The organism is Williamsia sp. SKLECPSW1, assembly GCF_054332755.1.
The window spans coordinates 444,843-470,018 of record NZ_JBTGLI010000001.1; the positions used below are offsets into that span (position 1 = coordinate 444,843).

27 protein-coding genes are annotated in these 25,176 nt (G+C 71.4%); 21 read left to right on the top strand and 6 right to left on the bottom strand.

The window, feature by feature from the left end; translation table 11 throughout:
* Window positions 1–13 precede the first annotated feature (13 nt).
* From ACXVUM_RS02205 to ACXVUM_RS02215, 3 genes are all read left to right on the top strand, one after another.
* A complete protein-coding gene (locus ACXVUM_RS02205) occupies window positions 14–1,237 on the top strand; it encodes a lipase family protein (protein WP_458520240.1) in 1,224 nt (407 codons plus the stop codon).
* Between the two features lie 87 nt (window positions 1,238–1,324).
* The gene (locus tag ACXVUM_RS02210) at window positions 1,325–1,939 is read left to right on the top strand and encodes a DUF4262 domain-containing protein (protein ID WP_458520241.1); all 615 of its coding nucleotides are present in this window, start codon (window positions 1,325–1,327) and stop codon (window positions 1,937–1,939) included.
* A gap of 46 nt (window positions 1,940–1,985) precedes the next feature.
* Window positions 1,986–2,357 carry a nitroreductase family deazaflavin-dependent oxidoreductase gene (locus ACXVUM_RS02215; protein ID WP_458520242.1) on the top strand — a complete coding sequence of 124 codons (372 nt, stop codon included), beginning with the start codon at window positions 1,986–1,988 and terminating at the stop codon, window positions 2,355–2,357.
* 72 nt (window positions 2,358–2,429) lie between these two features.
* On the opposite strand, the gene ACXVUM_RS02220 is transcribed toward ACXVUM_RS02215, so the two are convergent.
* The 4 genes from ACXVUM_RS02220 to rplN are packed head-to-tail and all read right to left on the bottom strand — an operon-like array spanning window position 2,430 to window position 3,884.
* On the bottom strand, window positions 2,430–2,615 hold the full coding sequence (locus ACXVUM_RS02220) for a type Z 30S ribosomal protein S14 (protein ID WP_253647505.1): 186 nt from the start codon (window positions 2,613–2,615) through the stop codon (window positions 2,430–2,432).
* 1 nt (window position 2,616) lies between these two features.
* Complete coding sequence (rplE, locus tag ACXVUM_RS02225; protein ID WP_458520243.1) at window positions 2,617–3,195, bottom strand: 50S ribosomal protein L5; 579 nt, start codon at window positions 3,193–3,195, stop codon at window positions 2,617–2,619.
* Window position 3,196: 1 nt separating this feature from the next.
* Entirely contained in the window at window positions 3,197–3,514 is a 318-nt protein-coding gene (gene rplX / locus ACXVUM_RS02230) for a 50S ribosomal protein L24 (RefSeq protein WP_458520244.1), read from the bottom strand.
* Between the two features lies 1 nt (window position 3,515).
* Complete coding sequence (gene rplN, locus ACXVUM_RS02235; protein ID WP_253654927.1) at window positions 3,516–3,884, bottom strand: 50S ribosomal protein L14; 369 nt, start codon at window positions 3,882–3,884, stop codon at window positions 3,516–3,518.
* 257 nt (window positions 3,885–4,141) lie between these two features.
* Here rplN and ACXVUM_RS02240 point away from each other — a divergent pair, with 257 nt between their 5' ends.
* From ACXVUM_RS02240 to ACXVUM_RS02255, 4 genes are all read left to right on the top strand, one after another.
* Complete coding sequence (locus tag ACXVUM_RS02240) at window positions 4,142–4,861, top strand: ABC transporter ATP-binding protein (RefSeq protein WP_458520245.1); 720 nt, start codon at window positions 4,142–4,144, stop codon at window positions 4,859–4,861.
* A gap of 75 nt (window positions 4,862–4,936) precedes the next feature.
* The gene (locus ACXVUM_RS02245) at window positions 4,937–6,517 is read left to right on the top strand and encodes a hypothetical protein (protein WP_458520246.1); all 1,581 of its coding nucleotides are present in this window, start codon (window positions 4,937–4,939) and stop codon (window positions 6,515–6,517) included.
* A 112-nt stretch (window positions 6,518–6,629) separates the two neighbouring features.
* Window positions 6,630–6,899 (top strand): excalibur calcium-binding domain-containing protein, encoded by a 270-nt coding sequence (locus tag ACXVUM_RS02250; RefSeq protein WP_458520247.1) that lies wholly within the window; start codon window positions 6,630–6,632, stop codon window positions 6,897–6,899.
* A 38-nt stretch (window positions 6,900–6,937) separates the two neighbouring features.
* On the top strand, window positions 6,938–8,317 hold the full coding sequence (locus tag ACXVUM_RS02255; protein WP_458520248.1) for an AIM24 family protein: 1,380 nt from the start codon (window positions 6,938–6,940) through the stop codon (window positions 8,315–8,317).
* A 50-nt stretch (window positions 8,318–8,367) separates the two neighbouring features.
* Here the strand turns inward: ACXVUM_RS02255 and ACXVUM_RS02260 are convergent, their stop codons facing one another.
* On the bottom strand, window positions 8,368–8,682 hold the full coding sequence (locus ACXVUM_RS02260; protein WP_458520249.1) for a hypothetical protein: 315 nt from the start codon (window positions 8,680–8,682) through the stop codon (window positions 8,368–8,370).
* A gap of 202 nt (window positions 8,683–8,884) precedes the next feature.
* Here ACXVUM_RS02260 and ACXVUM_RS02265 point away from each other — a divergent pair, with 202 nt between their 5' ends.
* From ACXVUM_RS02265 to ACXVUM_RS02305, 9 genes are all read left to right on the top strand, one after another.
* Complete coding sequence (locus ACXVUM_RS02265) at window positions 8,885–9,430, top strand: DUF4878 domain-containing protein (RefSeq protein WP_458520250.1); 546 nt, start codon at window positions 8,885–8,887, stop codon at window positions 9,428–9,430.
* 56 nt (window positions 9,431–9,486) lie between these two features.
* Window positions 9,487–10,470: a heme/hemin ABC transporter substrate-binding protein gene (locus ACXVUM_RS02270; RefSeq protein WP_458520251.1), complete on the top strand. Its 984-nt coding sequence runs from the start codon at window positions 9,487–9,489 to the stop codon at window positions 10,468–10,470.
* Window positions 10,467–11,537, top strand: coding sequence for a FecCD family ABC transporter permease (locus tag ACXVUM_RS02275; RefSeq protein ID WP_458520252.1), 1,071 nt, complete (start codon window positions 10,467–10,469; stop codon window positions 11,535–11,537). The genes ACXVUM_RS02270 and ACXVUM_RS02275 overlap by 4 nt, the downstream gene beginning before the upstream one ends.
* The gene (locus ACXVUM_RS02280; protein ID WP_458520253.1) at window positions 11,534–12,322 is read left to right on the top strand and encodes a heme ABC transporter ATP-binding protein; all 789 of its coding nucleotides are present in this window, start codon (window positions 11,534–11,536) and stop codon (window positions 12,320–12,322) included. The genes ACXVUM_RS02275 and ACXVUM_RS02280 overlap by 4 nt, the downstream gene beginning before the upstream one ends.
* A 92-nt stretch (window positions 12,323–12,414) precedes the next feature.
* Window positions 12,415–13,809 (top strand): O-antigen ligase family protein, encoded by a 1,395-nt coding sequence (locus ACXVUM_RS02285; RefSeq protein ID WP_458520254.1) that lies wholly within the window; start codon window positions 12,415–12,417, stop codon window positions 13,807–13,809.
* The gene (locus tag ACXVUM_RS02290) at window positions 13,719–14,771 is read left to right on the top strand and encodes a glycosyltransferase family 4 protein (protein WP_458520255.1); all 1,053 of its coding nucleotides are present in this window, start codon (window positions 13,719–13,721) and stop codon (window positions 14,769–14,771) included. Before ACXVUM_RS02285 ends, ACXVUM_RS02290 begins: the two co-directional genes overlap by 91 nt.
* Window positions 14,772–14,787: 16 nt before the next feature.
* On the top strand, window positions 14,788–16,338 hold the full coding sequence (locus tag ACXVUM_RS02295) for an oligosaccharide flippase family protein (protein ID WP_458520256.1): 1,551 nt from the start codon (window positions 14,788–14,790) through the stop codon (window positions 16,336–16,338).
* A complete protein-coding gene (locus tag ACXVUM_RS02300; RefSeq protein ID WP_458520257.1) occupies window positions 16,335–17,432 on the top strand; it encodes a glycosyltransferase family 4 protein in 1,098 nt (365 codons plus the stop codon). The genes ACXVUM_RS02295 and ACXVUM_RS02300 overlap by 4 nt, the downstream gene beginning before the upstream one ends.
* Window positions 17,433–17,483: 51 nt before the next feature.
* A complete protein-coding gene (locus ACXVUM_RS02305) occupies window positions 17,484–18,581 on the top strand; it encodes a beta-xylosidase (protein ID WP_458520258.1) in 1,098 nt (365 codons plus the stop codon).
* 106 nt (window positions 18,582–18,687) lie between these two features.
* Here the strand turns inward: ACXVUM_RS02305 and ACXVUM_RS02310 are convergent, their stop codons facing one another.
* Window positions 18,688–19,278, bottom strand: a complete 591-nt coding sequence (locus ACXVUM_RS02310; RefSeq protein ID WP_458520259.1) for a dihydrofolate reductase family protein — start codon at window positions 19,276–19,278, stop codon at window positions 18,688–18,690.
* 167 nt (window positions 19,279–19,445) lie between these two features.
* Here ACXVUM_RS02310 and ACXVUM_RS02315 point away from each other — a divergent pair, with 167 nt between their 5' ends.
* The 5 genes from ACXVUM_RS02315 to ACXVUM_RS02335 are packed head-to-tail and all read left to right on the top strand — an operon-like array spanning window position 19,446 to window position 25,159.
* Window positions 19,446–20,648, top strand: a complete 1,203-nt coding sequence (locus ACXVUM_RS02315; RefSeq protein ID WP_458520260.1) for a hypothetical protein — start codon at window positions 19,446–19,448, stop codon at window positions 20,646–20,648.
* Entirely contained in the window at window positions 20,645–21,781 is a 1,137-nt protein-coding gene (locus tag ACXVUM_RS02320; RefSeq protein WP_458520261.1) for a glycosyltransferase, read from the top strand. The genes ACXVUM_RS02315 and ACXVUM_RS02320 overlap by 4 nt, the downstream gene beginning before the upstream one ends.
* Complete coding sequence (locus ACXVUM_RS02325) at window positions 21,768–23,057, top strand: hypothetical protein (RefSeq protein WP_458520262.1); 1,290 nt, start codon at window positions 21,768–21,770, stop codon at window positions 23,055–23,057. The genes ACXVUM_RS02320 and ACXVUM_RS02325 overlap by 14 nt, the downstream gene beginning before the upstream one ends.
* Before the next feature lie 25 nt (window positions 23,058–23,082).
* Window positions 23,083–24,333, top strand: coding sequence for a lipase family protein (locus ACXVUM_RS02330; RefSeq protein WP_458520263.1), 1,251 nt, complete (start codon window positions 23,083–23,085; stop codon window positions 24,331–24,333).
* Between the two features lie 43 nt (window positions 24,334–24,376).
* Complete coding sequence (locus ACXVUM_RS02335; protein ID WP_458520264.1) at window positions 24,377–25,159, top strand: GAF domain-containing protein; 783 nt, start codon at window positions 24,377–24,379, stop codon at window positions 25,157–25,159.
* Window positions 25,160–25,176: the final 17 nt, after the last annotated feature.

A 25,176-nucleotide genomic window follows, 5' to 3' on the forward strand; every position in this document is an offset into this window, starting at 1 on the left:
GTTCACTTCGACCATGAACATGGTCCGGATCCTGCGCGCCGCGTGCGCGGTCGCCGTCACCGTCACGATGGCCGCCCTGGTGGGACCGGGCCCCGCCGGTGCCGCCCCGGCGCTCCCGATCCCCTCGGCCGACCCGTTCTACGCGTGGTCGGCACCCCTGGCCGGCACCGCGCCGGGCACCGTCCTGCGGACCCGGCCGGTCGCGTTCGCGCAGGGCGGGGTCACCGCGCCGGTGTCCTCGACGCAGGTCCTCTACCGCACCACCGCAGACGACGGGTCACCGTCGACGACGGTGACCACGGTGCTGCGTCCGGTCACCGCCGGACCGGTCCGGATCCTCAGCTACCACACCGCCTACGACGCGCTGGGTTCCCAGTGCGACCCGTCGTACACGCTGCGTGGTGCGGCCCCGAGCAGGGTCGCCACCGCGGAGCAGGCCGTCATAGCCGGCTATCTCGCCGCCGGGTTCACCGTGGTGGTGCCCGACTACGAAGGACAGGACCTGCGTTGGACCGTCGGTCGCGAGTCGGCGTACGGGGCGCTCGACGGTGTCCGGGCCGCGGAACGGCTCCTCCGTGTGCCCGCGTCGACACCCGTCGGCCTCATCGGCTACTCGGGCGGGTCGGTCCCGACCCAGTGGGGTGCCGAGCTCGCGCCGCGGTACTCCCCGGAGCTGAACATCGTCGGCGCCGCGGCCGGCGGGCTGCCGGTGGCGCCCGGACACAACCTCTCCTACGTCAGCGGGAACCCGAACTGGGCCGGGGTGATACCCGCACTGGCCGTCGCCTACCAGCGCACCTACGGCCTCGACCTGCGGTCGTTCCTGTCCCCGCGGGGCCTGCAGGCGGCCGCGACGGTGAGCGATCAGTGCATCGGGACCTTCGCGAGCGAGTTCGGGGCCCTCACCGACGCCGACATGGTCCGTCCGCCGTACCGGTCGCTGCTCGACGTGGCCGCCGTCCGGGCGGCGGTGGCCCGCAACACGATGGGGACGGCGGGGACCCCGCGGGCACCGATGCTGCTCGGCGTCGGACAGAGCAACGCCCGCGGCGACACCGTGATGTTGACCGCCGACGTCGCCGGGCTCGCGCGCACCTACTGCGGGCGCGGCGCCCGGATCGTCTACGAGCGCTACGCCGGCAGCGACCACACCGCCGCATTCCCGCGCTTCGAGGCGTCCGCGGCCCGATACCTCGCCGACCGCTTCGCCGGGATCCCCGCACCGTCGACCTGCTGAGCACTGCGCCGCGTCGATCCTGTCGGTGCGGTGTGCTCTCCTCTCCCATCGATCGAACACCTGTTCGGTTCCATGGAGGAGGGCCACATGACCGACCACGACATCACCGTCCCCGGACTGCCTCGGTGGCATCCGCATCCGAGCGTCCGCACGACCATCGATCGTGTCCGCGAGTTCGGCTGGACGATCATCGCGGTGAGCGACCTCTGCGAGGAGTGCGCGAAGAACGGGGAGGAACCCGAGGTACCCGAGTGCACGTTCGGCTACAGCGTGGGCGCATCGCTGCGCGGGACACCTGAGCTTGCCGTCTACGGACTGCACCCGCAGGAGACGTGGTCGGTCCTCGACGAACTCGTCGACCGGCTGGCCGTCGAGGACTGGAAGTCGATCGTCGATGCGGGCCGGGAGCTGACCGTCGACGCGCTCGACGTGCCGGTGCGGTTGGTCGAGATGATCGACACGCTCGACCTCGTCCACGCCCGTGCGATCTTCCCGAACGTCCCGGCGCTGCAGGTGGTCTGGGCCGACGAGACCGGCGCCTACCCGTGGGAAGACCACTACTCCCTCCCCGCCGACGCGCAGCGGTTCTACGGATTCCCCGACGCCACGGCGACCACCCGACCGACGGGGCCGCGGGTCATCCGATCGGGGGGCGGTCCCAACCGGGCGCAGCGCCGGGCACGCAAGCGTCGGCGGCGGTGACGCGACATCCGGTCCGATGCCCGCGGATTCGGTAGCGTCGCCCGGCATGCAGGTGCCCCGCGTCGTCGCGACTGTCAACAAGCACGTCACCAACCGCATCCAGGGCATGTGGGCGTGGCTCGTACCTCCATGGGCGGTGGTGCACCACACGGGCCGGACGTCGGGCCGCGCCTACTCGACCCCCGTCGTCGGGTTCACCACGCCGCAGGGCTTCGCGATTCCCCTGCTCTACGGACCACAGACCCAGTGGGCGAAGAACCTGCTGGCCGCAGGCGGCGGTGAGATCCGGCGGGGTGGTCGGCGCCGGCCCTTCGTCGAACCGCGGATCGTCCCGGCATCGGAGATCACCGCGACGGGTGTCGCCGGCGCGTACACCCGCGCGGCGCCGTCGGCACTCGTCGGCACGATCCGACGCTGAGCACCACGCCCGTAGACGCACGACGACCCCCGACCGTGGCGGTCGGGGGTCGTCGTGATGTCGAGCGTCAGATCACCAGCTGGACTTCTGCACACCGGGCAGCTCGCCGGCGTGGGCCATCTCGCGCAGGCAGATCCGGCACAGGCCGAACTTGCGGAACACCGAGTGCGGGCGACCGCACCGCTGGCAGCGGGTGTAACCGCGCACGGCGAACTTCGGCTTCTTGTTGGCCTTGTTGACCAGAGCCTTCTTTGCCATCTCAGTTGTCCTTCACGCTGTTGTCTTTGAACGGGAAGCCGAGGTGACGCAGCAGCGCCCGGCCCTCGTCGTCGGTCGTCGCCGAGGTCACGACGGTGATGTCCATACCGCGCGGCCGGTCGATGTTGTCGATGTTGATCTCGTGGAACATCGACTGCTCGTTCAGGCCGAACGTGTAGTTGCCGTGACCGTCGAACTGGCGGTCGGACAGACCGCGGAAGTCGCGGATACGGGGCAGCGCGATCGACACGAGACGGTCGAGGAACTCCCACATGCGATCGCCACGCAGGGTGACGCGCGCGCCGATGGGCATGCCCTCACGCAGCTTGAACTGCGCGATCGACTTGCGGGCCCGGCGGATCTCGGGCTTCTGGCCGGTGATCAGCGCGAGGTCGTTGACGGCCCCGTTGATCAGCTTGCCGTCACGGGCGGCGTCGCCGACACCCATGTTGACGACGACCTTGACGACGCCAGGGATCTGCATGACGTTCGCGTAGGAGAACTCCTGCTGCAGCGAGTCCTTGATCTCCGCGCGGTAGCGCGCCTTGAGGCGCGGCTGTGCATTTTCGGTGGTGGTCATGTCAGATGTCCTTCCCGGTCTTGCGGGAGATGCGGACCTTCTTGCCGGACTCCTCGTCGATCCGGTAGCCGACGCGGGCCGGCGTGCCGTCGGAGTCGACGACCATCACGTTCGAGACGTGGATGGGGGCCTCGGTCACGACGATGCCGCCCGAGGAGGCACCGCGTTCGGTCTGCGCCGCAGAGGTGTGCTTCTTGATCCGGTTGACGCCCTCGACGAGGACGCGCTGGCGCTGCGGGTAGGACTCGATGACCTTGCCCTTCGCACCCTTGTCCTTGCCCGAGATGACGATGACGGTGTCGCCCTTGTGGACCTTCATCTCACAACACCTCCGGAGCCAGCGAGACGATCTTCATGAAGCGCTTGTCGCGCAGTTCGCGACCGACGGGCCCGAAGATGCGGGTACCGCGCGGGTCGCTCTCGTTGCGGAGGATCACCGCGGCGTTCTCGTCGAAGCGGATGTACGAACCATCCGGACGACGGCGCTCCTTGGTGGTGCGCACGATGACGGCCTTGACGACCTCACCCCGCTTGACGTTGCCGCCGGGGATGGCGTCCTTGACGGTGGCGACGATGACGTCGCCGATCCCCGCGTAGCGGCGGGACGAGCCACCGAGCACACGAATGCACAAGATCTCCTTGGCACCGGTGTTGTCGGCGACCCGCAGGCGTGACTCCTGCTGGATCACTTTCTCTCCTCGACCTGGGTTGTCTGCCCGCCGGATTTCCGACCCGACGCGCACGGTCTGTCACCATCGACGCACGCCTGCCCGCGTCCCCGAGGAGACCGCGATGGGTTCGTGTGCCGACTCGCGACGCGTGACGCGTCGCAGGCAACCGCCCCAGGGTAGGTGAACCCGCAGGTCGGAAGCAAACTCGGACGACACGGCGGCGCCCTGCTGTACTTTCACACGGTAACGAACTGTCCGTCTTGCCGGGAAGGACCATGACCACCGCACTCAGCACGACCTCCTTGACGAAGTACTACGGAGAGATCGCGGCGGTCCGCGACGTGTCGCTCACGGTCCCCGCAGGCGCACTGTTCGGACTGGTCGGCGCGAACGGCGCCGGCAAGACGACGTTCCTGTCGATGGCGACGGGCCTGCTCCGCCCGTCGACCGGGACCGCCACGATCGACGGCGTCGACGTCTGGGCGGATCCGACGGCGGCCCGTGGGCGGATCGGGCTGCTCCCTGACGGTCCGACGATGTCGGAGGCGCTGCCGGGCCTGGCCGGACTGCGCTATGTCGGCGTTCTCCAGGGCCTCGCGCCCGACGTCGCCGACGGCCGCGCGCGCCAACTCCTCAACGTGTTCGGGATTGCCGACGCCGCCGACAAGCCGGTGAGCAACTACTCGGCCGGTATGAAGAAGAAGATCGGCCTCGCGGCGGCGATGATCCACTCCCCTCGCCTGCTGGTGCTCGACGAACCACTCGAAGCCGTCGACCCCGTCTCGGCGGTGACCATCCGGACGCTGCTCGAGCAGTACGCGGCGGACGGGGGAACCGTCATCCTGTCCAGCCACTCCATGGCTTTGATCGAACAGCTCTGTTCGCATGTGGCGGTGTTGAACCGCGGTGCGCTCTACGCCGGGCACCACCGCGGAGGTGCGCGCCGGGGGGTCCCTCGAGTCGGTTCTCATCGACTCCGTGGGGCCGCGCGATGACGCCGCGGCACCGCGGTTGGACTGGCTTGCCGAGGGGGCGACGACCGAGACGGGACGTCCCGACGGGGGTGCGTCGTGACCGCCATCGGGACGACGCCGATCGCCCCGGCCCCCACGACCACCGTCCGAACCCTTGCCGACCTCGACCGCGACATCACCCGTGCGGCGACGGGCTCGACGGCGACCCGCGTCGTCGCCTACGCGTTCGTCGTCCTGATCTTCCTCGGGATCGTCGGGGTGGTGCTCGCCGCGGACTCCGGCCTCGCACGGGTCACCGCGGCAGCACTGATGTCGGCGGTGATCCTCGGCTTCACCGCTCTGTCGCCACTCGTGGCCGGACGCGCGACCGGCCTGCAACCCGAGCACGTGCGGTCGCTGCCCGTGTCGGCCGACCACGACCGCGCGGCGATCACACGACGCGCCCTGCGGCAGTTCTGGGGATACGTCCTCGGGTCGATGCTGACCACCCTCGCGGTGGCCACCAGTGGCGGATCCGCCACCGCGATCGCGCTCGCCGCGCTCGGCGGTGTGCTCACCGCACTGATCCTCGATCTCGCACCGCGGATCGTCGGGCTGCGCTTCGCGCGACTCATGCGGTCGCAGCTCGGCAAGGTGATCGCCGTCGTCGCCGGCGTCGCCACCCTCGCCGCTGTCTACGTCATCTATCTGCTGGCAGCCCAGGGTGTCGTCGACACCGGCAACCCGGTTCTGCGCGCCGTGGTGCGGGTGCTTCCCAGCGGCTGGCAGACGGTCGCCGCGGAGAGCGCCGACGACGGACACTGGTGGCTGTCAGCGCTGGCCCTGATCGGGCTGGTCGTGGTCGCGGTGATCCTTCGCGCCGACTGGGCACGCCAGATCGACAGGGCCATGTACGACAACGCGGTGTCGACGCCGGGTCGCGGCTCGGAGGCTCGACGACCTGTTCGCGCCGACACCTCCGCCGTCACACTCGTCATGCGCACCGAAGCACGCATGCTGCTGGCCGATTCGCAGCGACTCGGGTTGCTGATCATGCCGGTCGCACTCATCGCCATCGGATTGGCGCTGCTGTTCAGCGGCAACGACACCTACGGGCTCCGGTGGGGTTCACCGTTCATCGTCTTCCTGATGAGCTCGACCATGACCAACGGTTACGGACTCGACCGGTGGGGGTTCGCGACGATGATCACCTCGCGCCGCGCTGCGCCACTGGTGATCCGCGCACGGATGACGCTCTTCGCCGTGGCCGCGACTCCCGTCGCGCTGGCGGCCACCGTGATCGCTCGGGCCGTCCGCGAGACCGACCCGTCCACCTGGCCGATCGCGATCGCAGTGCTCGTCGGTGGCGTCGTGGCCGGCATGGCGGCGACCGCGGTGCTCCCGGCGCTCGCGCCGTACCGGGTCCCTCCGGGCTCAGGGATGGGGTCGATCAACTCCCGCGGGTCGATGTCGGGACGGTCGCTGGGGTTGCTCGTCGTCTACATCGGCGTGTTCGCCCTCATCTGCACGCCTGGGGTCGTCGTCGGGGCTGTCGCGGCGGGCGCGTTCGCCTGGCTGGCCGTCGTCGTCGAGCTGGGCATCGGCGTACCGGTGGTGCTCGTCGCGTATCGACAGGGCGTCCGACTCGTCTCCGAGCGCGGGCCGGAGATCCTCGCCACGGTCACCGCGACGACCTGAGGCGCCCGCCGAGCTGTAGTCCGATCGGACCACTCTGAGACATCCATGCTCTTCCGACGCCGGCACCGCCCTAGGCTCTCGGCATCATCGATCCGGCGTCGGGGAGCTGCACATGACCACCACCATCCGTCGGGCCGTCGTCGGCCTGGCGCTTCTCACCACCGCTCTCGGCTCCGTCGCCCTCGCCGCGCCTGCGTCGGCACAGACCTACGCCAATTGCAAAGCCCTCAACGCGGATTATCCGCACGGCATCGGCAAGCCCGGCGCGGTCGACTCCACCTCGGGCACGCCCGTCACCACCTTCACGGTCGACGCGAACCTCTACGCCCAGAACAAGGACCGCGACCGCGACGGCGACGGGATCGCCTGCGAGAAGCGCTGACTCTCCCGATCTGTCCGATTCCCTGACAGACTGACCGCGTGAGCGACCTGCGTCCCGGGGAGAACCGACCACTGGCCGCGACGCCGGTGTCCGTGTCCGTCGCCTGCGCGGTGCCTGTCGACGTGTCGGCGCTGCTGCTCGCGGAGAACGGACGCGTCCGATCCGACGCCGATCTGATCTTCTTCAACAACCCGGTCGGTCCCGGCGTCCAGTACCGACACGGCGCGGGCGGACCCGACGTCGTCGCGATCGACACCGCCTCGATCCCACCCGACGTCGCCACCATCGCGGTCACCGCGAGCCTCGACGGTTCGGGGCCGGCGACGTTCGGCGCGGCACCCACCCTCGTCGCCACGGTGTCGGCCGGCGGCGAGTCCATCACGTTCCAGATGACGGGCCTCACCAGCGAGGCCGCCGTCGTCTGCGTCGAGATCTACCGACGCGGCGACGCCTGGAAGGTGCGCGCGGTCGGGCAGGGCTACGACGACGGGCTCGCCGGGATCGCCACCGCATACGGGATCGACATCGACGACGAGCCTTCCCCCACCGCCCAACAGACGGTCCCGGCCGCCCAACAGACGGTCCCTACCGCCCAACAGACGGTCCCTACCGCCCAACAGACGGCTCCTACCGCCCAACAGACGGTTCCTACCGCCCACCAGACGGCCCACGGAGGTCCCCCGATGCACAGTGAACTGTTCGCACCGCAGTACGCGGAGAGCTCCGAACCCGGCATCCAGAAGCAGGGGTCGAAGATGTGCAAGGTCGCCATGAACGGCGAGGTGATGGCCCGATCGGGCTCGATGGTCGCCTACCAGGGCGACCTGCGATTCGAGGCGCTCGGAGCCGGTGGGATCGGCAACGCGATCCGCCAGCGACTCACCGGCGAGGGCGTGCCCCTGATGAAGGTCTCCGGCCGCGGCGACCTGTTCCTGGCGAACGCCTCGTCGGACGTGCACCTCGTCGACCTCGACGGGAGCGACGGCCTCACCATCAACGGCGCCAACGTGCTCGCGTTCGAGACCACGCTGTCCTACCGCATCGGACGCGTCTCCGGCGCCGGCGCCGCCGGCAACGCCGGCCTGTTCAACTGTGTCTTCACCGGCCGCGGACGCATCGCCATCACCACCGACGGCACCCCGGTGGTCCTCAACGTCGACCAGCCGACGTACGCCGACCCGCAGGCGGCCGTCGCATGGTCGTCGAGCCTGCAGACCGGCGTGAAGACCAACGACTCGTTCAACCTCGGCACCCTTATCGGCCGGTCCACCGGCGAACGCTTCACCCTCTCGTTCTCGGGCCAGGGGTTCGTCATCGTCCAACCGTCCGAGCTCCCGCCGGGCGGGTTGATCGGCGGCACGGGGTCCGGCGAGCAGTCCGGTGTCGGCGGGGCACTGGGCGGCCTGCTCGGCCGCTGACACCACCCCGCCGATCCACCAGACTCCTCCGGCCGGACGGATACCGCGGGTCAGCCGACGACGACCGGCACCCAGAATCCGAAGAACCAGAAGCCCCAGCCGTGGTGTCGGGGGCTGTACTGCGGCTGGACCCGCTGTCCCCGGTAGGTGAACGCCCGGTGGTCCGGTCGCTTCACCGCACCCGGCTGGGTGGTCGGGCGCTGCTGCCACGACTGCTGCTGCCCGTACTGCTGATGGGTGACCTGATGGATCGGCGCCGCCGACGCGACGCCGGCCCCCACACCGAGTGACGCCAGGCCGATGCTGCCTGCCGCCACCGTCCCCACGGCCAGCTTCCTCATGGTGAGCATCTTCGTGATTCGCATGTCCCACAACCACCTTCGTGTCATCACCGGCCACCTCGACCGGATCGAGCACGAATCTAGGGAGGCGGCCTGGCAGGACGCTGCGTCACCGACTGGCCGTCGACTGGGAGACCCCTGACCGACTTCCCAGGGTCGGGCTCCCCCCAGCCGACGCGCCTCATTAGGATCGCCTAAGTAGTGCCGACCGATCCGAGGAGTACGCATGCACGTCACCACCCTCGCCCGCCGCCGCGCGGGTCTCGGCGCGGGCCGTGCCCGCCTCGTCGCAGCCGCGGCGGTGGGTCTGCTGCTCGCCCTGCCGATCGCCGCGTGCTCCGACGACTCCTCGTCGACCACCGCGGCATCATCCTCGTCCGCCGCCGCGGCGGGTCCCGCGACGGGCGACGTCGACGCACCGCAGGGTCTCGATTCCGCAGCCGCCCAGCAGATCCTGCGCACCGTCCTGGATCCGACGACATCCCCGCAGGTCATCGCCGACCTCGTCGACTCCGGCGACGCCACGATCGGCCAGAAGCTCAACGGCTTCGCCCGCGGCGCCGGGCAGGCCGGCTACACGCCGGACAAGTTCACCGTCACCGGAGTCCGCGCCGACGGCTCGGACAAGGCCCAGGCCACGGTCGCCGTCGCGAGCCCGCACACCCCGGCACCGGTGTCGGTGCAGTACGGCTTCGTCCGTGTCGCCGGCACCTGGAAGCTGTCCTCGGACGCGGTGACCTCCCTGCTCGGGATGGCGAGCGGGCCACGCTGATCCGCGCATCCCGCCCCGCCTGGTCGGCGACCGTCCTGGTCGCCGCGGTCCTGGCGGTGGCGGGCTGCTCGACGGCACCCCTCGACGTCGGCTCGGCGACGTCCACACCGGTCATCGCGACGGGCCCGCGCACCGCGACGCTCCCGTCCGCCGACCCCGTCGCGGTCACGCCGACCCCGGTGCCCCGGCTGCCCGCGACGGTCGACACCGCAGACGGCCGGCGGGTCACCGTCACCGACGTCAGCCGCATCGTCGCGCTCGACCGCTACGGCACATACGGGACGACGGTGTTCGCACTCGGCCTGGGCGGCGACCTCGTCGGCCGGGACATCGCGACGAACTTCCCCGCCGCCCGATCGATCCCGCTGCTCACGCTCGGCGGGACCGACGCCAACGTCGAGGCGATCATCGCGCTGCGTCCGACGGTCGTCCTCACCGATGCGACGCTCCCCTCGTCGGCGACGGTCGTGCGTCAACTCTCCTCGGCCGGCATCCCCGTCGTCGTGGGCAGCGACCGGCGCGACGTCGCCGACGCCCCGGCGCAGCTGCGGTTCGTCGCCCGCGCCCTCGGTGTCCCCGCCGCAGGTGAGGTGCTGGTGCGGCGGGTCGACGACGGGATCGCACAGGCGCGCGCCCTGCGGCCCGATGTGCCCGACGCGGACCGCCCCCGCATCGCCTTCCTCTACGCACGCGGCACCGGCCTGCTCATCCTCGGGGGACCCGGATCGGGGGCCGACTCGCTCATCGACACCGTCGGCGGCCAGGACGCGGGGACGGCCGCCGGCCTCGGCGACGCGTTCACCTCCCTCACCTCCGAGGGGCTCATCCGCGCCCGACCCGACGTGATCCTCATGCTCACCGACGGCCTGCGATCGGTCGGCGGCGTCGACGGGCTGCTGCGGGTGCCCGGTGTCGGCGAGACACCCGCGGGCCGCACCCGATCGGTCGTCGACATGGACGACGGCGAGCTGCTCTCGTTCGGTCCCCGGACCGGAGACGTGGTGCTGGCCCTGACACGCGCGCTGTACGGACCGCGATGAGCCGACTGCGGACCCGCCTGCCGTCGTCGCAGGCCCGCCGCGCGGCACTGCCCGTGGTCCTCGTCGTCGGGCTGCTCGCGGTCCTCACCTCGACCGTGGTGGCCGCCGGGATCGGACAGAACCCGGTTCCGATCGACGAGGTCGTCGGCTCGATGCTGCACCACCTGCATCTGTCGATCGGCCCGCTGCCCGATCAGGTCGGCGAGAACACGCTGTGGAACGTCCGGCTGCCGCGCGTCGTGCTCGCGCTGCTCGTCGGGGCCGCCCTCGGGTGCGCCGGCGCGGTGCTGCAGGGCGTGTTCGCCAACCCCCTCGCCGAACCCGGCATCATCGGCGTCTCCGCCGGCGCGGCGGCGGGCGCGTCGGGTGTCATCGCACTGATCGGCGCGAGCGCGGCCGGGTTCGCCGTCGCGGGTGGGGCCTTCGTCGGCGGACTCGTCACCGCGGCCGCGGTCTACCTGCTGTCGCGGTCGGCCGGTCGCACCGAGGTGGTCACCCTCGTCCTCACGGGAATCGCGGTCAACGCCTTCGCCGGCGGACTCATCGCGTTCTTCACCTTCCGGGCCACCCCGACCGCCCGCGACCAGATCGTGTTCTGGCAGTTGGGGTCCCTGAACCGCGCCACGTGGGATCAGGTGTTCCTCGTGGTCGGCTTCGTCGCCGTCGGTCTCGTCGCCGCGATGGTGATCGCACGTCGGATGGATCTGCTGGCGCTGGGCGAGTACTCCGCACGACACCTCGGCGTCGACGTCGAGGCGCTGCGCCGGGTCGCGATCGTCATCGTCGCCGTCCTCACCGCCGCCGCGGTCGCGTTCTGCGGGATCATCCTGTTCGTGGGCCTCGTCGTGCCGCATCTGATGCGGTTGATCGTCGGCCCCGCCCACCGTGTGCTGGTGCCGGCGGCCACGATGGCCGGTGCGGTGGGTCTGGTGCTCGCCGATCTCGCGGCCCGCACACTCGTCGACTACGCCGACCTCCCGCTCGGCATGCTGACCAGCCTCGTCGGCGGGCCGGTCTTCCTGTTCCTGCTGCGTCGCACACGTTCTCGTCGCGGAGGCTGGGCGTGACCGGGCCCGTGCTCATCGAGACCACCGGCCTGTCGGTGGACCGCGACGGCCGCCCCGTCCTGTCCGACGTCGACCTTCGCGTGCACGCCGGCGAACTGCTGTGTGTCGTCGGCCCGAACGGCGCGGGGAAGTCGACGCTCGTCGGCGCACTCGCGGGATCGCTGAGACCGGGGTCCGGCACGGTGACGCTCGTCGGCGACGACGTCTCCGGCCTGTCGCCTGCCGAGCAGGCACGTCGGCGGGCGGTCCTCCCCCAGGACCACGTCGTCGGGGGTGCGTTCACCTGCCGTGAGGTCGTGCAGATGGCGCGGTACCCGTGGAATCGCACACCCGCCAACGCCGAGGACGACGACGCGGTCGCCGACGCGCTGGCGCGCTGCGACGTCGAGGCCTTCGCCGACCGGCCGTTCGCGACCCTGTCGGGCGGCGAACGGGCACGGGTGGCGTTGGCCCGGGTGCTCGCCCAACGGACCCCGGTCCTCGTGCTCGACGAGCCGACCGCGGCGATGGACCCCCATTTCGCCGAGGCGGTGATGGCGATCGTCTCCCGACGACGCGACGACGGGTGCGCCGTGATCGCCGTCGTCCACGACCTCGGCCTCGCCGCCGCGTACAGCGACACCGTCGCGGTCCTCGCCGACGGCCGGCTGATCGCGCACGGTCCGCCCGCGCAGACGCTCACGCCCGACCTGCTCACCGACGTCTACGGCGTCGCGATGGCCGTCGGCGAGGTCGCCGGACAGCGTGTCGTCGTCCCGGTCCGACCCGCGCGGCCGCAGGGCTGAACTGCACGACACCGGAGAATGCACGCGAACGACGCGCGAATTCGACAAAATGAATTCACGGCTCGTGTGCGACCGGTGAGAGGCGGTGGACGGTGCAGTACCTCGTGGAGGTCGCGCTGGGTCTCGTCGCCGCCGGCGTCGCGGTCGTCGCGATCCGGCTCGTCTGGATCCGTCCTCAGCGGGGCCTGCTGCTGCTCGCCGCGCTCACCCCGCTGCACGGACTCCTCGACATCGCCCCCGTCCCCCACGTCGCCGCCGCGTGGAAGGAAGGGCTTCTCGCGCTGACGCTGGTCTGCGCGTTCGCCCAGCGCGCACGACGACGGTCGTCGCCACCCCTGCACATCCCGTACTGGCCGGCGGTCGTCGTGTTCGTCGCCTTCGGCCTCGTCTCGGCCGTCGTCACCTACGGACCGTTCGGCCTGGTCGGCGCCAAGGTGACGTTCTTCTACATGCTCATCCTGCTGGTGCTGTGGTTCGCGCCGTTCGACGCCCGCGACCGCGACCACCTCGTGTCGATCCTCATGGGGATGTGCGTGCTGGTGAGCCTGGTCGGCATCGCCCAGCAGATCGTCGGCCCCGGCGAACTGGTGAAGTTCGGCTACGAGTTCGGCAAGCAGATCCGCACCAGCGGGCCCCTCTTCCGCACATTCAGCACGTTCAACCAACCGTTCGGGTTCGGGCTGTACGTGATGCTCGCGCTGCTCGTCGGCGGGGCGGTCGCGCTCGCCGAGCCCCGCCGTCGCCGCAACCGCGTCTTCCTGTACCTGTGGCCGGTGATGGCGATCGTGATGGCCACCTCGGTCGTGCGGGCCGCGATCATCGGTCTCGTCGTGGGTGTCCTCTGGCTCGCGGTGATCCGGTTCCGCTCCCTCCTCGCCCCACTCGTCGCCCTGGCGGTGGTCGCGGTCGCCGCGATCCCGCTGCTGCCGAAGTCGGCGACGTCGGTGTTCCTCTCCTCCAGCAGCCTCGGTCAGCGCGGCGCGGGGTGGAGCGACATCATCTCCAGCATCCTGGTGCACCCGTTGGGACGCGGGCTGGGATCGAGCGGCGCTGCGGCCGATCGCATCTCGACCGCGCAGGGGCAGTCGACGACAGCGGTCAGCGCGGGGGCGGGCGGCACGATCCAGACGGGATCGGCGAACTATCAACCCGACAACTACTACATCAAGACGCTGCTCGAGCTCGGCCCGATCGGGCTGTGGGTGTTCCTCGCGCTGATCATCACCGCGCTCGTGTGGTGTGTGCGGTCGTCGCGGACGCTGCCGGGACGCGACGGGCCGCTGGCCCTCGGTGTGAGCGCGTCGATCGCCGCGGCGATGGTGGCGAGCCTCGTCGCGACCTACTTCGAGATCTTTCCGATGGACGTACATTTCTGGCTTCTGGTGGGAGTGGTGGGATGCGCAACGGCGCAACAGGATTCATATTCGGCGCGCTCGCACTCCGCCCCGGCGGCAGCGGTGTCCAGACATACATCCGTGAACTCCTGAGGTACATGCCGGACCTGCTCGCGCCCACGTCGACCACGGCGCTGGTCCAGGCCGACGCCGTCGGCGATCTCCCACCGAGGATGCACGCCATCACGCGGCCCGTCGCCGACGGTGCGCGGCGCGCGGTCTACGGCGCGGCGCCGCTGCGGGCGTCGGTGTTCCACGGACTCGACGTCGACCTCCCGCTCGCCGGACCGGCCACGACGGTCGCCACCGTCCACGACCTGTCGGTGATCGACATGCCGTCGGCGTCGAGCAGGTTCCGCGCCGCCGGCGAGAACGTCCTGGTGCGCCGTGCGTTGCGTCGCGCCGACGTGCTGATCGCGGTGTCGCGGTTCACCGCCGACCGCATCGAGGCCATCGCCGGGAGAGAGGCGCACGTGGTCGAGCTCGCGCCGGCGGTGTGGGCGCGACCGCCGTCGGACGCCGACGTCGAGCGGGTGCGCGCCGCCCACGACCTGCCCGAGCGGTTCGTCCTGCAGGTCGGGACCGTCGAGCCCCGCAAGAACGTCGCCCTGGTGGCCGCGGCCGCCGACGAACTCGGGATCCCGTGCGTGCTGGCGGGCGGCGGGTCGCGGGGTCCGGACGCGCCGGCGTCGGCGATCGGTCTCGGTTATGTCGACGTCGAGGACCTCCCCGCGCTGTACGCCGCCGCGACCGTCACCGCGTACGCCTCCCACTACGAGGGCTACGGGCTGCCGCCGGTGGAGGCGATGGCCTGCGGTGGCGCTGTCGTCGCCAGCGCCGTCGGGGCACTGCCGGAGGTGGTCGGCGACGGTGCGCGGCTCGTCGACTCCGACGAGGTCACCGACTGGGTGGCTGCGATGCGACCGCTCGTCCACGACCCGTCGGCCCGCGACGAGCTGACCCGGGCGGCCGTCGCGGCCATGGAACCGGTCACCTGGGAACGCACCGCGCGCGCCACGGTCGACGTCTACCGGCGCGAGGGGATCCTGTCGTGACCGGGTGGAGTCCACCGTGAGTCTGGAGTCGGTGGCGCAGACCGGTCCGCCACCGGTCGACCCGTCGGTCGCCGACGTCGACCCCGCCGCGGTCCGCCCCGGCGGTGCAGCGGCGCAGGCATCGGACGGACGCGCCGCCGCGCGGGCGACCGGGGCGATGCTCGCGAGCCGGCTGGTCATCGCCGCTCTCGGGTGGACGGGCAGCGTCATCGTCGCCCGCATCCTCTCCCCCGAGGCGTGGGGTCACTACACGTTCGTGTTCGCGCTGCTGGGTCTGATGGCCATCTTCACCGACCTCGGTGTGGGTCGGGCCGTCATGGCGCAGCTGATCGTCGACGACCCCGAGGAGATCGCGCGGACGTCGTCGGCCTTCATCGCGTTGCGCGTGGTGCTCGGTCTCGGCGGGTACGTCATCGCGCTGGCCTACGTGGTGATCCTGCAGTATCCGGGGGAGGTCATCCGGGCGACGGCCCTGGCCGGTCTGGTCGTCGTCTTCGCGACGCCGGGGCACGCGCTGACCGTCGTCTACCAGAGCCGCCACCGGCTCGTCCTGTCCGCGGTGTCCGAGAGTCTCGGTCAGGCACTGCAACTCGCGGTCACGATCGCCGCGGCGATCGTCGCGCCGTATCTGCTGATCTTCGTGCTCGCCCCGGTGCTGAACGAGGTCCTGGCCCTGTCGATGAAGACCGCCGGGATCATCCGACGCGACGGGGGGCTGCGACCGTCGCGGCACATCGAGGTGGCGCGGTGGCGGTCGATGCTGCTCGACGCGGCACCGCTGGCGATCGGGTTCGCCCTCACCATCGCACTGCAGAAGATCGACGTGCTGCTGCTCAGCGTGCTCGACACCTTCGAGTCCGTCGGCATCTACGGCATCGGTTACAAGTTCTCCGACATCCTCGACACGTTCGTGCTCGCCGCGGCCGGCCCGATCGCGACGTTGTTGGTGGCGGCCTGGCCGGACCGGCCGGGGGTGTTCCGGCAGAAGTGCCGCACAGCCGCAGCCGCTCTCGGGGCGGGCGGGGCGCTCGCCGTCGCCGCGTTCTGGCCGTCGGCGCCGCAGGTGATCGGACTGCTCTACGGCGACCGGTTCGTACAGGGCGCGTTCGCCGCACGGCTCCTCGTGCTGGGCGCGGCGCTGACGGCGTTGATCGTCCTCGGCATCTACCTGCTCGCCTCCGCCGGACAGGCCCGGAACTACCCGGTGGTCGCGCTCGGCGGCCTGGTGCTCAACGTCGTCCTCAACCTCGTCCTGATCCCCCACCTGTCGTACGACGGGGCGGCGATCGCGACGGTCGCGACGTTGGGCGCCGTGCTGGTGGTGCTGTGGGCGGTGATCATCCGGACCGTGCCGATCATCGGGATGCTGCCGCTCGGCGCCCTGACCACGCTCGCGATCCTGACCGCCGCGCTGTGCGTCGGCGGGACCGTCGCGACCCACTGGGTGCCCTGGCCCGTGGTGTCGGTCGTGGCCGCGGTCGTCGTCGCCGGTGTGTCCCTCCCCCTGGTCCGTGCCTCCGCCCGCGCGCCGGGCCGACACACGAAAGTGCAGGTGAGCACCTCATGACCGACGCCCGCGCGCCCCTGGACCGCGTTCTGTTCGTGGCCCACTCCGGACAGGTCTCCGGAGCGGAGAAGGTCATGCTCGACCTGGTGCACCGGGCCGCCGACGACGGTCTCGCGGTGACGGTCGCGTGCGCGGCGGGGCCGCTGGTGGATCGACTGCCTGCGCGCGTGACCCACATCGAGATCGGCCACCTCGGACTGACGGGTGAGAGCGGCGCCGCCCGCCTCGTCGGAGGCGCGCGTCTGGTGGCGCGGTGGCGCGCCGTCGGCCGGCAGCTGCGGCCGATCGTGACGGCACCGGGAACGGCGACGGTGGTGAACTCGCTGTACGCCTTGCCCGCCATGCGGTGGGCCGCCGGTCCCGGAGGCGTCTCGTGGTTGGTCCACGACACCGCGGTGTCGGGGCGGCAGCGGGCGGTGATCCGCGTCGCGAAGCCCCGGATCCGGCGGGCGGTCGCGGTGTCGTCGGCGACGGCAGCACCGCTGCGTGCCATGGGGGTGCCGGTGGTCGTCGCACACAACGGCGTCCACCCGCCCGTCGATGCGCTGCCGGCGGACCTGCACTCCCCGCCCGTCGTCGGGATGCTCGCGCTGCTCACCCCGTGGAAGGGGCACAAGGTCCTCCTCGAGGCGGCGGCGGCGCTGCCCGGCGTCGAGGTCGAGTTCGCGGGCGGCTCCTTCCCCGGGGACGTCGACCATGTGGCGGAACTGCACGCCCGGGCGGCCGCGACCGACCTCGCGGGGCGGGTGCGGTTCCTGGGCCACACCGATCTGCGGGCCGCGTTGGCACGGTGGGATGTGGTGGTGTCGGCCAGCGTGGAGCCGGAGGCGGGCCCGCTATCGGTGTTGGAGGCCATGGCCTACGGCAAGCCCGTCGTCGGCACCGATCACGGGGGCACCACCGAGTTCCTCACCGGTGGTGCCGGTGTGCTGGTGCCGCCGGGCGACGCGGAGGCGATGGCCGCGGCCATCCGGCGGGTGCTGTCCGACGGGGATCTGCGTGCGAGCATGATCGCCACTGCACGGCAGCGGGTGGCCGACGACCACGATCTGTCGCGAACGCTTCCCGCCATGCTGGAGGCGTTGCTCGCCTGACCGCAGTGGCTGGTTCGCCGACGGTGTCGGTACGTCCGGGAGGGGTACGCCATGCAGCGTCGTCGTCGCGTCGTCGCGATCCTGGCAGCGCTCGTCGCGGTCGTCTCGGGTGGGGCCGTGGCCGTCGGCGCGGCATCTGCTGCACCGACGGCGACCGCGTCGTGTTTCCCCGCGCCCGGGCTGTCCGGGGGTGGGGTCGTGAAGGGTGTGTCCCCGGGCGCCGGTTTCCTCTCCCTGTCGAACTCCGACCAGACCGCCGAGGTGTCCGCGGCGCGGGCCGCGGGTGTGCGGTCGGTGCGGATCGACGTGGACTGGTCGGCGATCGAGACGAGGCCCGGGGTGTTCGACTGGGCGTCGACCGATCGCGCGATGGCGGCGGTCACGAGCGCCGGAATGTGCCCGCTGGGGCTCGTCGGGTTCACCCCCCGGTGGGCGACCGACCCGGCCGACGACGCCACCGACAGCCACTTTCGCCCCAAGGACCCTGCGCGGTTCGGGCAGTTCGTGCGGACCGCGGCGCTCCGGTATCGCTCGACGGTGTCGGCGTGGGAGATCTGGAACGAGCCGAACACCCTGAACTTCTTCAAACCCCGCACCGACGCCGCCGCCTACACGCAGCTGCTGCGGGCTGGATACGCCGCGGTGAAGGGGGTCCGGTCGTCGCTCGGGGTGATCTCGGCGGGGATGGCGCCGGCCACCGACAACGGTCGGGACATCGCCCCGCTGACATTCCTCGCCGGGATGTACGACGCCGGTGCCCGCGGGAGCTTCGACGCCGTCGGGATGCATCCCTACACCTATCCGTATCTGCCGAACGACCCGGCGACGCAATCGTTCAGTGCGGCGCAACAGATGTGGCCGATGCACGACATCATGGTCGACCGCGGTGACGGCGCGAAGCGCATCTGGATGACGGAGTTCGGCGCGCCGACGGGGACGTCGCCGGTGGCGGTGACGCCGCAGACGCAGGCCGACACCGTGCGCATCATCCTCGACGGCGCGAAGGGCACCTCCTGGCTGGGCCCGGCCTACGTCTACAGCATCCGCGACTCCGGCAGCGACACGAACGATCCCGAACAGAACTTCGGTCTGCTGTACCGGGACTTCACCCCGAAACCCGCCTATCAGGTGCTGGCGTCCTACAGCTGACACCGCACGTCGCCTCACTGTCTGATCGGGGTGCGTCGGTGGTCTCGTGCGCGACCCACGCATCCGACGCAGTTCTTCCCGGTGAGCGGGAAGAACTGCGTCGGATTCAGTGGTGGAGGGTCGGATGGTAGGTCAGTTCCTGGATGCCGCCGGGAAAGGTCCGACTGTCGATCAGCTCGAGGTCGAAGTCCGGACCGTCGCGCCAGATCGGGTCGTCGCCGGTGGTGCCGGTGACGACGGGGAAGATCGTCAGCTGGATGCGGTCGACGAGCCCCGCCGCCATCAGCGCGCGGTTCAGCGAGACGCTGCCGTGTGAACGCAGGGGCAGGTCGGACTCCTCCTTCAGCCTCGACACCACGTCGACCGCGTCGCCGGTCGCCGGAGTCGCATTCGTCCACTCGAGCGGCGCGGTCAGCGTCGACGACAGCACGGTGGTCGGCGAGGTCAGCATGCTCACGACCCAGTCGTCGTCGGCCCGACCGGCATCGGGTGCGCCGTCGCGCGTGCCGACGAACCCCTGGAACAGCCGGAAGGTGCGGGCGCCGAACACCATGCGGTGGTTCGTGGCGAACTGACGTCGCCGATGCGCCATCCACTCGTCGGTCTGTCTGCCCCAGTAGCCACCCCAGGTCCCGGGCCGTGGCGCGGCGAAGCCGTCGAGGGTGGAGAACAGGTCGACGGTGTAGTAGGCGGTCATGAGCGCTCCTGGAGTCGGCGGGTGGTCCCTCGTTCCGACTCGTGACCGACGCGGAACTCATCGCCAGGACGCGCGCCGGTTCGCCGGATGCCCGATTCGAAAAAAGTTATGATCGGCAAAGTCCGAATTCGCCATGATCAACTGTCGTCGCGCGAAGGAGCTCACCGGTGACCGTCGATGCCGCGACGACCCATCGCGACGCACCACCCCCCATCGACCTCGCCGGACACTTCCGCGACCTCGCGCGCATGCTGCTTCCCGCGCTGCTCATCGGCGCGCTGATCGGCGCGGCGGTCTTCGCCTACCTCTCGACGCAGGTGAGCAAGCAGTACTCCGCCTCCGTCGTCACCCAGATCACGACGCAGAGCGAGGTCGTCGCCGGCGACGCCTTCGTCGAGCAGCTCCGTGCACCGTTCGAGGAGCTCGCGAGCGACGACGGGGTCCTCGCCCAGGTGTTGACGCAGGTGGACACGGGATGGAGCACCGCGACGCTGCGCAGCCACGTCACCCTCACGCCCGGCACGGCCCCGTCGCTGTTGACGTTCACCGCCACCGCCGACGACCCGCGCACCGCCCAGCAGGTGGCTCGCGCGATGGTCGCGGCGGTCGCCCAGGCCAACGAGGCCAACGCGGCCCGGGACGTGTCCCGGCGGGTCGACCAGATCGACGCGTCGATCGCATTCGAACAGGCCCGGAACGGCCGCCTCGCGCCCAACAGCGACGCTCGCACCCAGTCCGACGCCCGACTGTCCGAGCTGCGGGCGCAGCGAGACCAGATCGCCGGTGGGGGCGGGAACCAGTTGACGGTGCTGTCGGTGCCGGAGGCGTCGTCGTCGCCGGTCTCGCCGAAGCCGCTGTCGACGGCGCTGGTCGCCGGTGTCGTCGGCGTCATCGTCGCCGCGGAACTCCTCGTGCTGGCCCGCGGACGGCTGGGGCGCCGGAACAACCGGATCTGGGCGCGCCGTATCGCCCACAGGTACGGGGCCCGTCTGCTGGTGGTGGGTACCGAACCGTTCGACGCGTCGAAACTGCTCTACGGCGAGCTGGCACATCGGCATCGGCGCGGTCGGTCCGCCGTCATCCTCACCGGCGGGTCCGCCGAGACCGTCGACGTGGTGGTCCCCGCCGGAGCCGCCGAGGACGGGGGCCACCGTGTGGAGCACGGCGCGGTGGCCGACGAGTGGTGGCGCGACGTCGATCTCGGCGATCTCGTCGCAGCCGTCGTCGTCGTCACCGCCCGCGGACGGGACCGCACCGCGACGGAGGACGCCCTCGCCCAGCTCGCCGACCTGGGCGCGGCGCGCCACCTCGTGCTGCAGATCGGACGGCGTGGCCGGACCGGTCGAGAGACGACGGAGAAGTCCGGGTGAGCGGCGACTCGCCGAGCGCCACCCGTCGTGTCGCCGTGGTCCACGAACGCCTCACCGAGATCGCCGGATCCGAGCACGTCGTCGAGCAACTCGCCCTCGAGTGGCCCGACGGGAGCGTGCACGCACCGATCGCCCGCGAGCAGGGCATCCCGCGCGACCTCCCCACGCCGCCGCAGACGACGTGGCTGAACGGCCTCTACCGCGCGCTCGGACACCGGTCGTACGCACCGACCCTGCCGTTCATGCCACTGGCCTTCCGACGCATGGATCTTCGCAGCCCCGGCGGCGACCCCGAGGTCGTGGTGACCAGTCACCACGCCTTCGCCACCCAGGTCGTGTTCGCGACGGACGCACCGGTGATCGCCTACGTGCACAGCCCCGCCCGATGGGCCTGGGATGCGAGCCTGCGCGCCGGCGAAGGGGGCGGCGCCGTCGGCGCCGGGATCCTCACCGCACTGTCGGTGGTGGCGCGCCGCTGCGAGGTCGCCGCGGCCCCACGCCTGCACACGATCGTCGCGAACTCGTCGGCGGTGGCCGACCGGGTGCAGAACTGGTGGGGCCGTGACGCACTCGTCGTGCACCCACCGGTCGACACCGACGGTTTCACCCCCGACCCGTCCGTCGAGCGCGAGGACTTCTTCCTGCTGGCCGGGCGCCTCGTGCCCTACAAGCGGCCGGACATCGCGATCCGCGCGGCCGCGCAGGCCGACGTCCCGCTGGTCGTCGCCGGCGACGGGCGTGCGATGGAGGCGTGCCGCGCGATCGCCGGACCACGGACGACGTTCCTCGGACGCGTCTCCCACGAGGAACTCCTGGACCTGCATCGACGCACCCGAGCCCTTCTCATGCCCGGCATCGAGGACTTCGGCATCGTGCCGGTGGAGTCCATGGCGACCGGGACGCCCGTCATCGCGCTCGGTGAGGGCGGCGCTCTCGACTCGGTCCGACCGGGTGAGACCGGACTGCTGGTGGATCCGGGCACCGACGACGAGATCGTCGCCCGCTTCGCCGACGCGATGCGGACTCTCGACCCGGCGTCGTTCGACCGTGCCGCGATCCGGCGGTGGGCGGAGGGCTTCTCCCGCGCCGAGTTCCGTCGTCGCATGCGCGAGGTCGTCGATGGCGCGGCCTGACCGCCGGGCCGTGCGCTCCGACGACGAGATCGGCGCACACAGGCCGAGTGCGCTGGACCGTGCGATGGCGGACTCGCGGACCATCGCCGTGTTCGGCCCGCTCCCCGGGCTCGATCGGGATCTGCTGACGGTCCGGTTGCGGTCCGTCGCCGCCCAGGTGCCGCGGTTGCGCCTCGACCCGTTCGCCGCCGACGGGGTGTGGACGCGACGTACGGACGCGCTGACCGTCGAGGATCTCGGCGCACCGCACCGCCCCGACGATCTGCCCGACACACCGGGTGCGGGACTGGGTGTCGTCGCAACCCATGTGCGACAACAGGGTCCGACGCCGCTCCGCGTCGCCGTCTGCGACGACCATCTCGTCGTCGACCACTCCCACGGACTCGGCGACGGTCGCCTCGCCCCCGCCCTGCAGGCGGTTCTGCTCGACTCCGCACCACCGGCGGTCCACGCCGCACTCGCCCGCGATGCACCCGCCGGATCGGTGCGGCGTGCGATGGCCGACCAGATCCTCCGCCACCCGCGCCGGCTCGCGGAGGTACGACGACTGCGCGCCGACAACGCCCGGGCGGAGGTCGTCGCCGAGCCGACAGTCGTCGATCCCCGACAGATCCGCACGATCTCGGCGACCCTTCCGGCCGACGGCGTCACCGCACTGCGCGAACGGGTCTCGTCGACGGAGGGCGCCTCCGATGCCTCGGCGACGGTCGCCATCTGGGTCACCGCACTGCGGCGCGCGGGGGTCACCACCGACGACGTCGTCCAGGTCCTCGTCGACTGCCGGCGCTACCTGCGCCGCGGCGACGCCGGCATGGGAAATCTGGCCATCGCCCTGCCGATCCGGCTCACCACCCCGGTCACCCCCACCTCGGTACGGGAACGAGTGCGAGCCGCGACCGAATCGGCCTGGCCGCTCGCCGTTCTCGGCCTGAACGCCACGCGGGCGCGTCTGCAGCGCGGGAGTCCCCGACCCGTGGACGGATCCGCGTCGCCGGTCCGTACGTCGACTCGGACCCGACTGTCCGTCAGCGACATCGGTCGCATACCCCTCTACGACGGCGTACTCCCCGATCCGCCCGCGACGCAACCGCAACTCGGGGCCGGCATCGACCCCGACGGGCCCGAGGCGCTCACGCTGCTCGTGAGCGAGGTCGGCGGGGCACGCACCTTCTCGGCCACATTCCATTCCGACGTGCTGGATCTCGCAGCGGTGCACGCCGCGCTCGTCGACATCTGTCGTGACCCGATCGCCGTGCTGGAGGCGTCGGGACCGTGACCGAGCAGAAGCCCGGCGCGCGACGGTGATCCCGCGCGGAGACGAGGGACGTCGTCGCAGGAGCGCGGCGACACTGCTCGCGGCACTGTGCGTCATCGTCGTCGCCGGCTGCGCCACCTCGCCGCCGGCCGAGATGGCCGCACCGTCGCGTTCCGTCGACCCCGGCGCCCTGGTCGCGTCGCCCACCCGTGACGACGGGTATCCCGCACTCGACGACGTGACCCGGCAGATCACCGAGATCCGCTACGCCACCACCGCCCGCGACGGCGGCCCGCGTACGGCGAACGGTGTCGTGTTCGTCCCCCGCGACGATCCCCCGCGGGGCGGATACCGCATCGCCGCCGTCGCCCACCCGAACACCGGGGCCTCCAGCGACTGCGCGCCCACCTCCTACCCGGGCCTGCTGGGCAGCCTCGGGTCGGTCGCCTACTTCCTCGCCGCCGGCTACGTCGTGGTGTTCACCGAGGACCCGGTCACCGCCGACGACACCACGCAGGCCGACGCCGGCGACGGCACCGAGTCGCCCCGGTCACGGCCACACCCGTTCCTCGAGCCGTACAGCAGTGCGCACACCATGATCGACGGAGTCCGGGCCGCACGGCGGGTGGTCCCGGCGGCATCGTCGGACTGGGTCGCCTACGGGGTGTCGCAGGGCGGGCAGGCGTCGTGGGCGGCGAACCAGCTCGCCGCCACCTACGGCTCGGGGCTGCGTCTGCTCGGGTCGTTGAGCATCTCCCCCGCAGCCGATCTGCGCGGACTCGTCGCGGCGATGCAGGCCGGAACCCTCAGCGTCGCCCAGCGCGTCGCCCTCCCCGTGGTTCTCGAGGGCGTGAGCGCCGCGTTCCCCGACTTCCGGATGGCCGACTATCTGCACGGCTCGATGGCCGCCGCGCGGACGGTCTTCCTGTCGTGCACCGGTGACCAGGAGGCGGCGAAGGTCGGGATCGCCACGGCCGCACCGGTGTCGGACTTCCGGCCGTCGTCGCCCGCCGCCGCGGACCGACTCCGCGACCAGCTCGGACAGTTCGCCGTGCCCCTCCCCTCGGTCCGGTCGAGCGCCCCGATGTTCGTCGCCTACGGCACCGACGACACGTTGATCGACCCGCGGTGGACGGTGGATGCCGTCCGTCGCGCCTGCCGCGACGGGGCGATCGTCGACCTGCGGGTGGTCGAGGGCCAACCCCACGGCACGCTCGACCTCGGCCCCGCACCGCAGGACTGGGTGGACGATCGCGCCGCGGGTCGTCGCCCGCCGAATTCGTGTCCGGACCTGTGAACATGCACTTCCACACCAGGGTTGATTCGCTATCGTGAACTCCATGTCCGGATCCTCACCCGCCGTCGACCCGGCGATCACCGGCGTGCTGGGCCGAGCCGCCCGGGCCACCGGTGAGGACGTCGACGTCTACGTGGGCCGGGCGGTCGCGAGCCGGCTCGCAGCCGACCTCGTCGGCTCCGACGACCCCGACCTGACGGCCGCGATCACCGCGCTCCGCCGCGACGGGATGCCGTCCGGCACGACGAGCGACGGCGACGAGACCGTCCCGTCGGCCGGCCTGTTCTCGGACGGACTCCCCACGTCCACGCCGCCCATCGCCGCGACCGACCCGGTGCTGCGCGACCCCGACCGACTCCGGGCGCTCTTCGACACCGGCCTCATGGACACCCAGCCGGGGGCGTCCTACGACCGCATCGCGCAGATGGCCGTCGACGCACTGGAGGTCCCCAGCGCAGGCGTGTCGCTGGTGTCCGACGAGAAACAGTGGTTCTGCAGCGCTGCCGGCATCTCCGGCGACCTCGACGAGACGCGCACGGTCACCCTCGACCGCTCCCTCTGCCAGTACGCGGTGTCGGCGGGCGCACCCCTGATCATCGAGGACGCGCGGGTCCACCCGACCCTGTCCGACCACCCGATCGTCGCCGACGGGACGGTGGTCGCCTACGCGGGGATCCCGCTGACCGACGGCGAGGGCCACACCATCGGCACGCTGTGCGCGTGGGACCAACACCCCCGACAGTGGACGACCGGCCACGTCCAGGTGCTCGAGGACCTCGCCGACATCGTCCGGGAGCGCATCTTCGGCGTCGACGCGCTGTCGTGACGATGTGCCCGAAATTG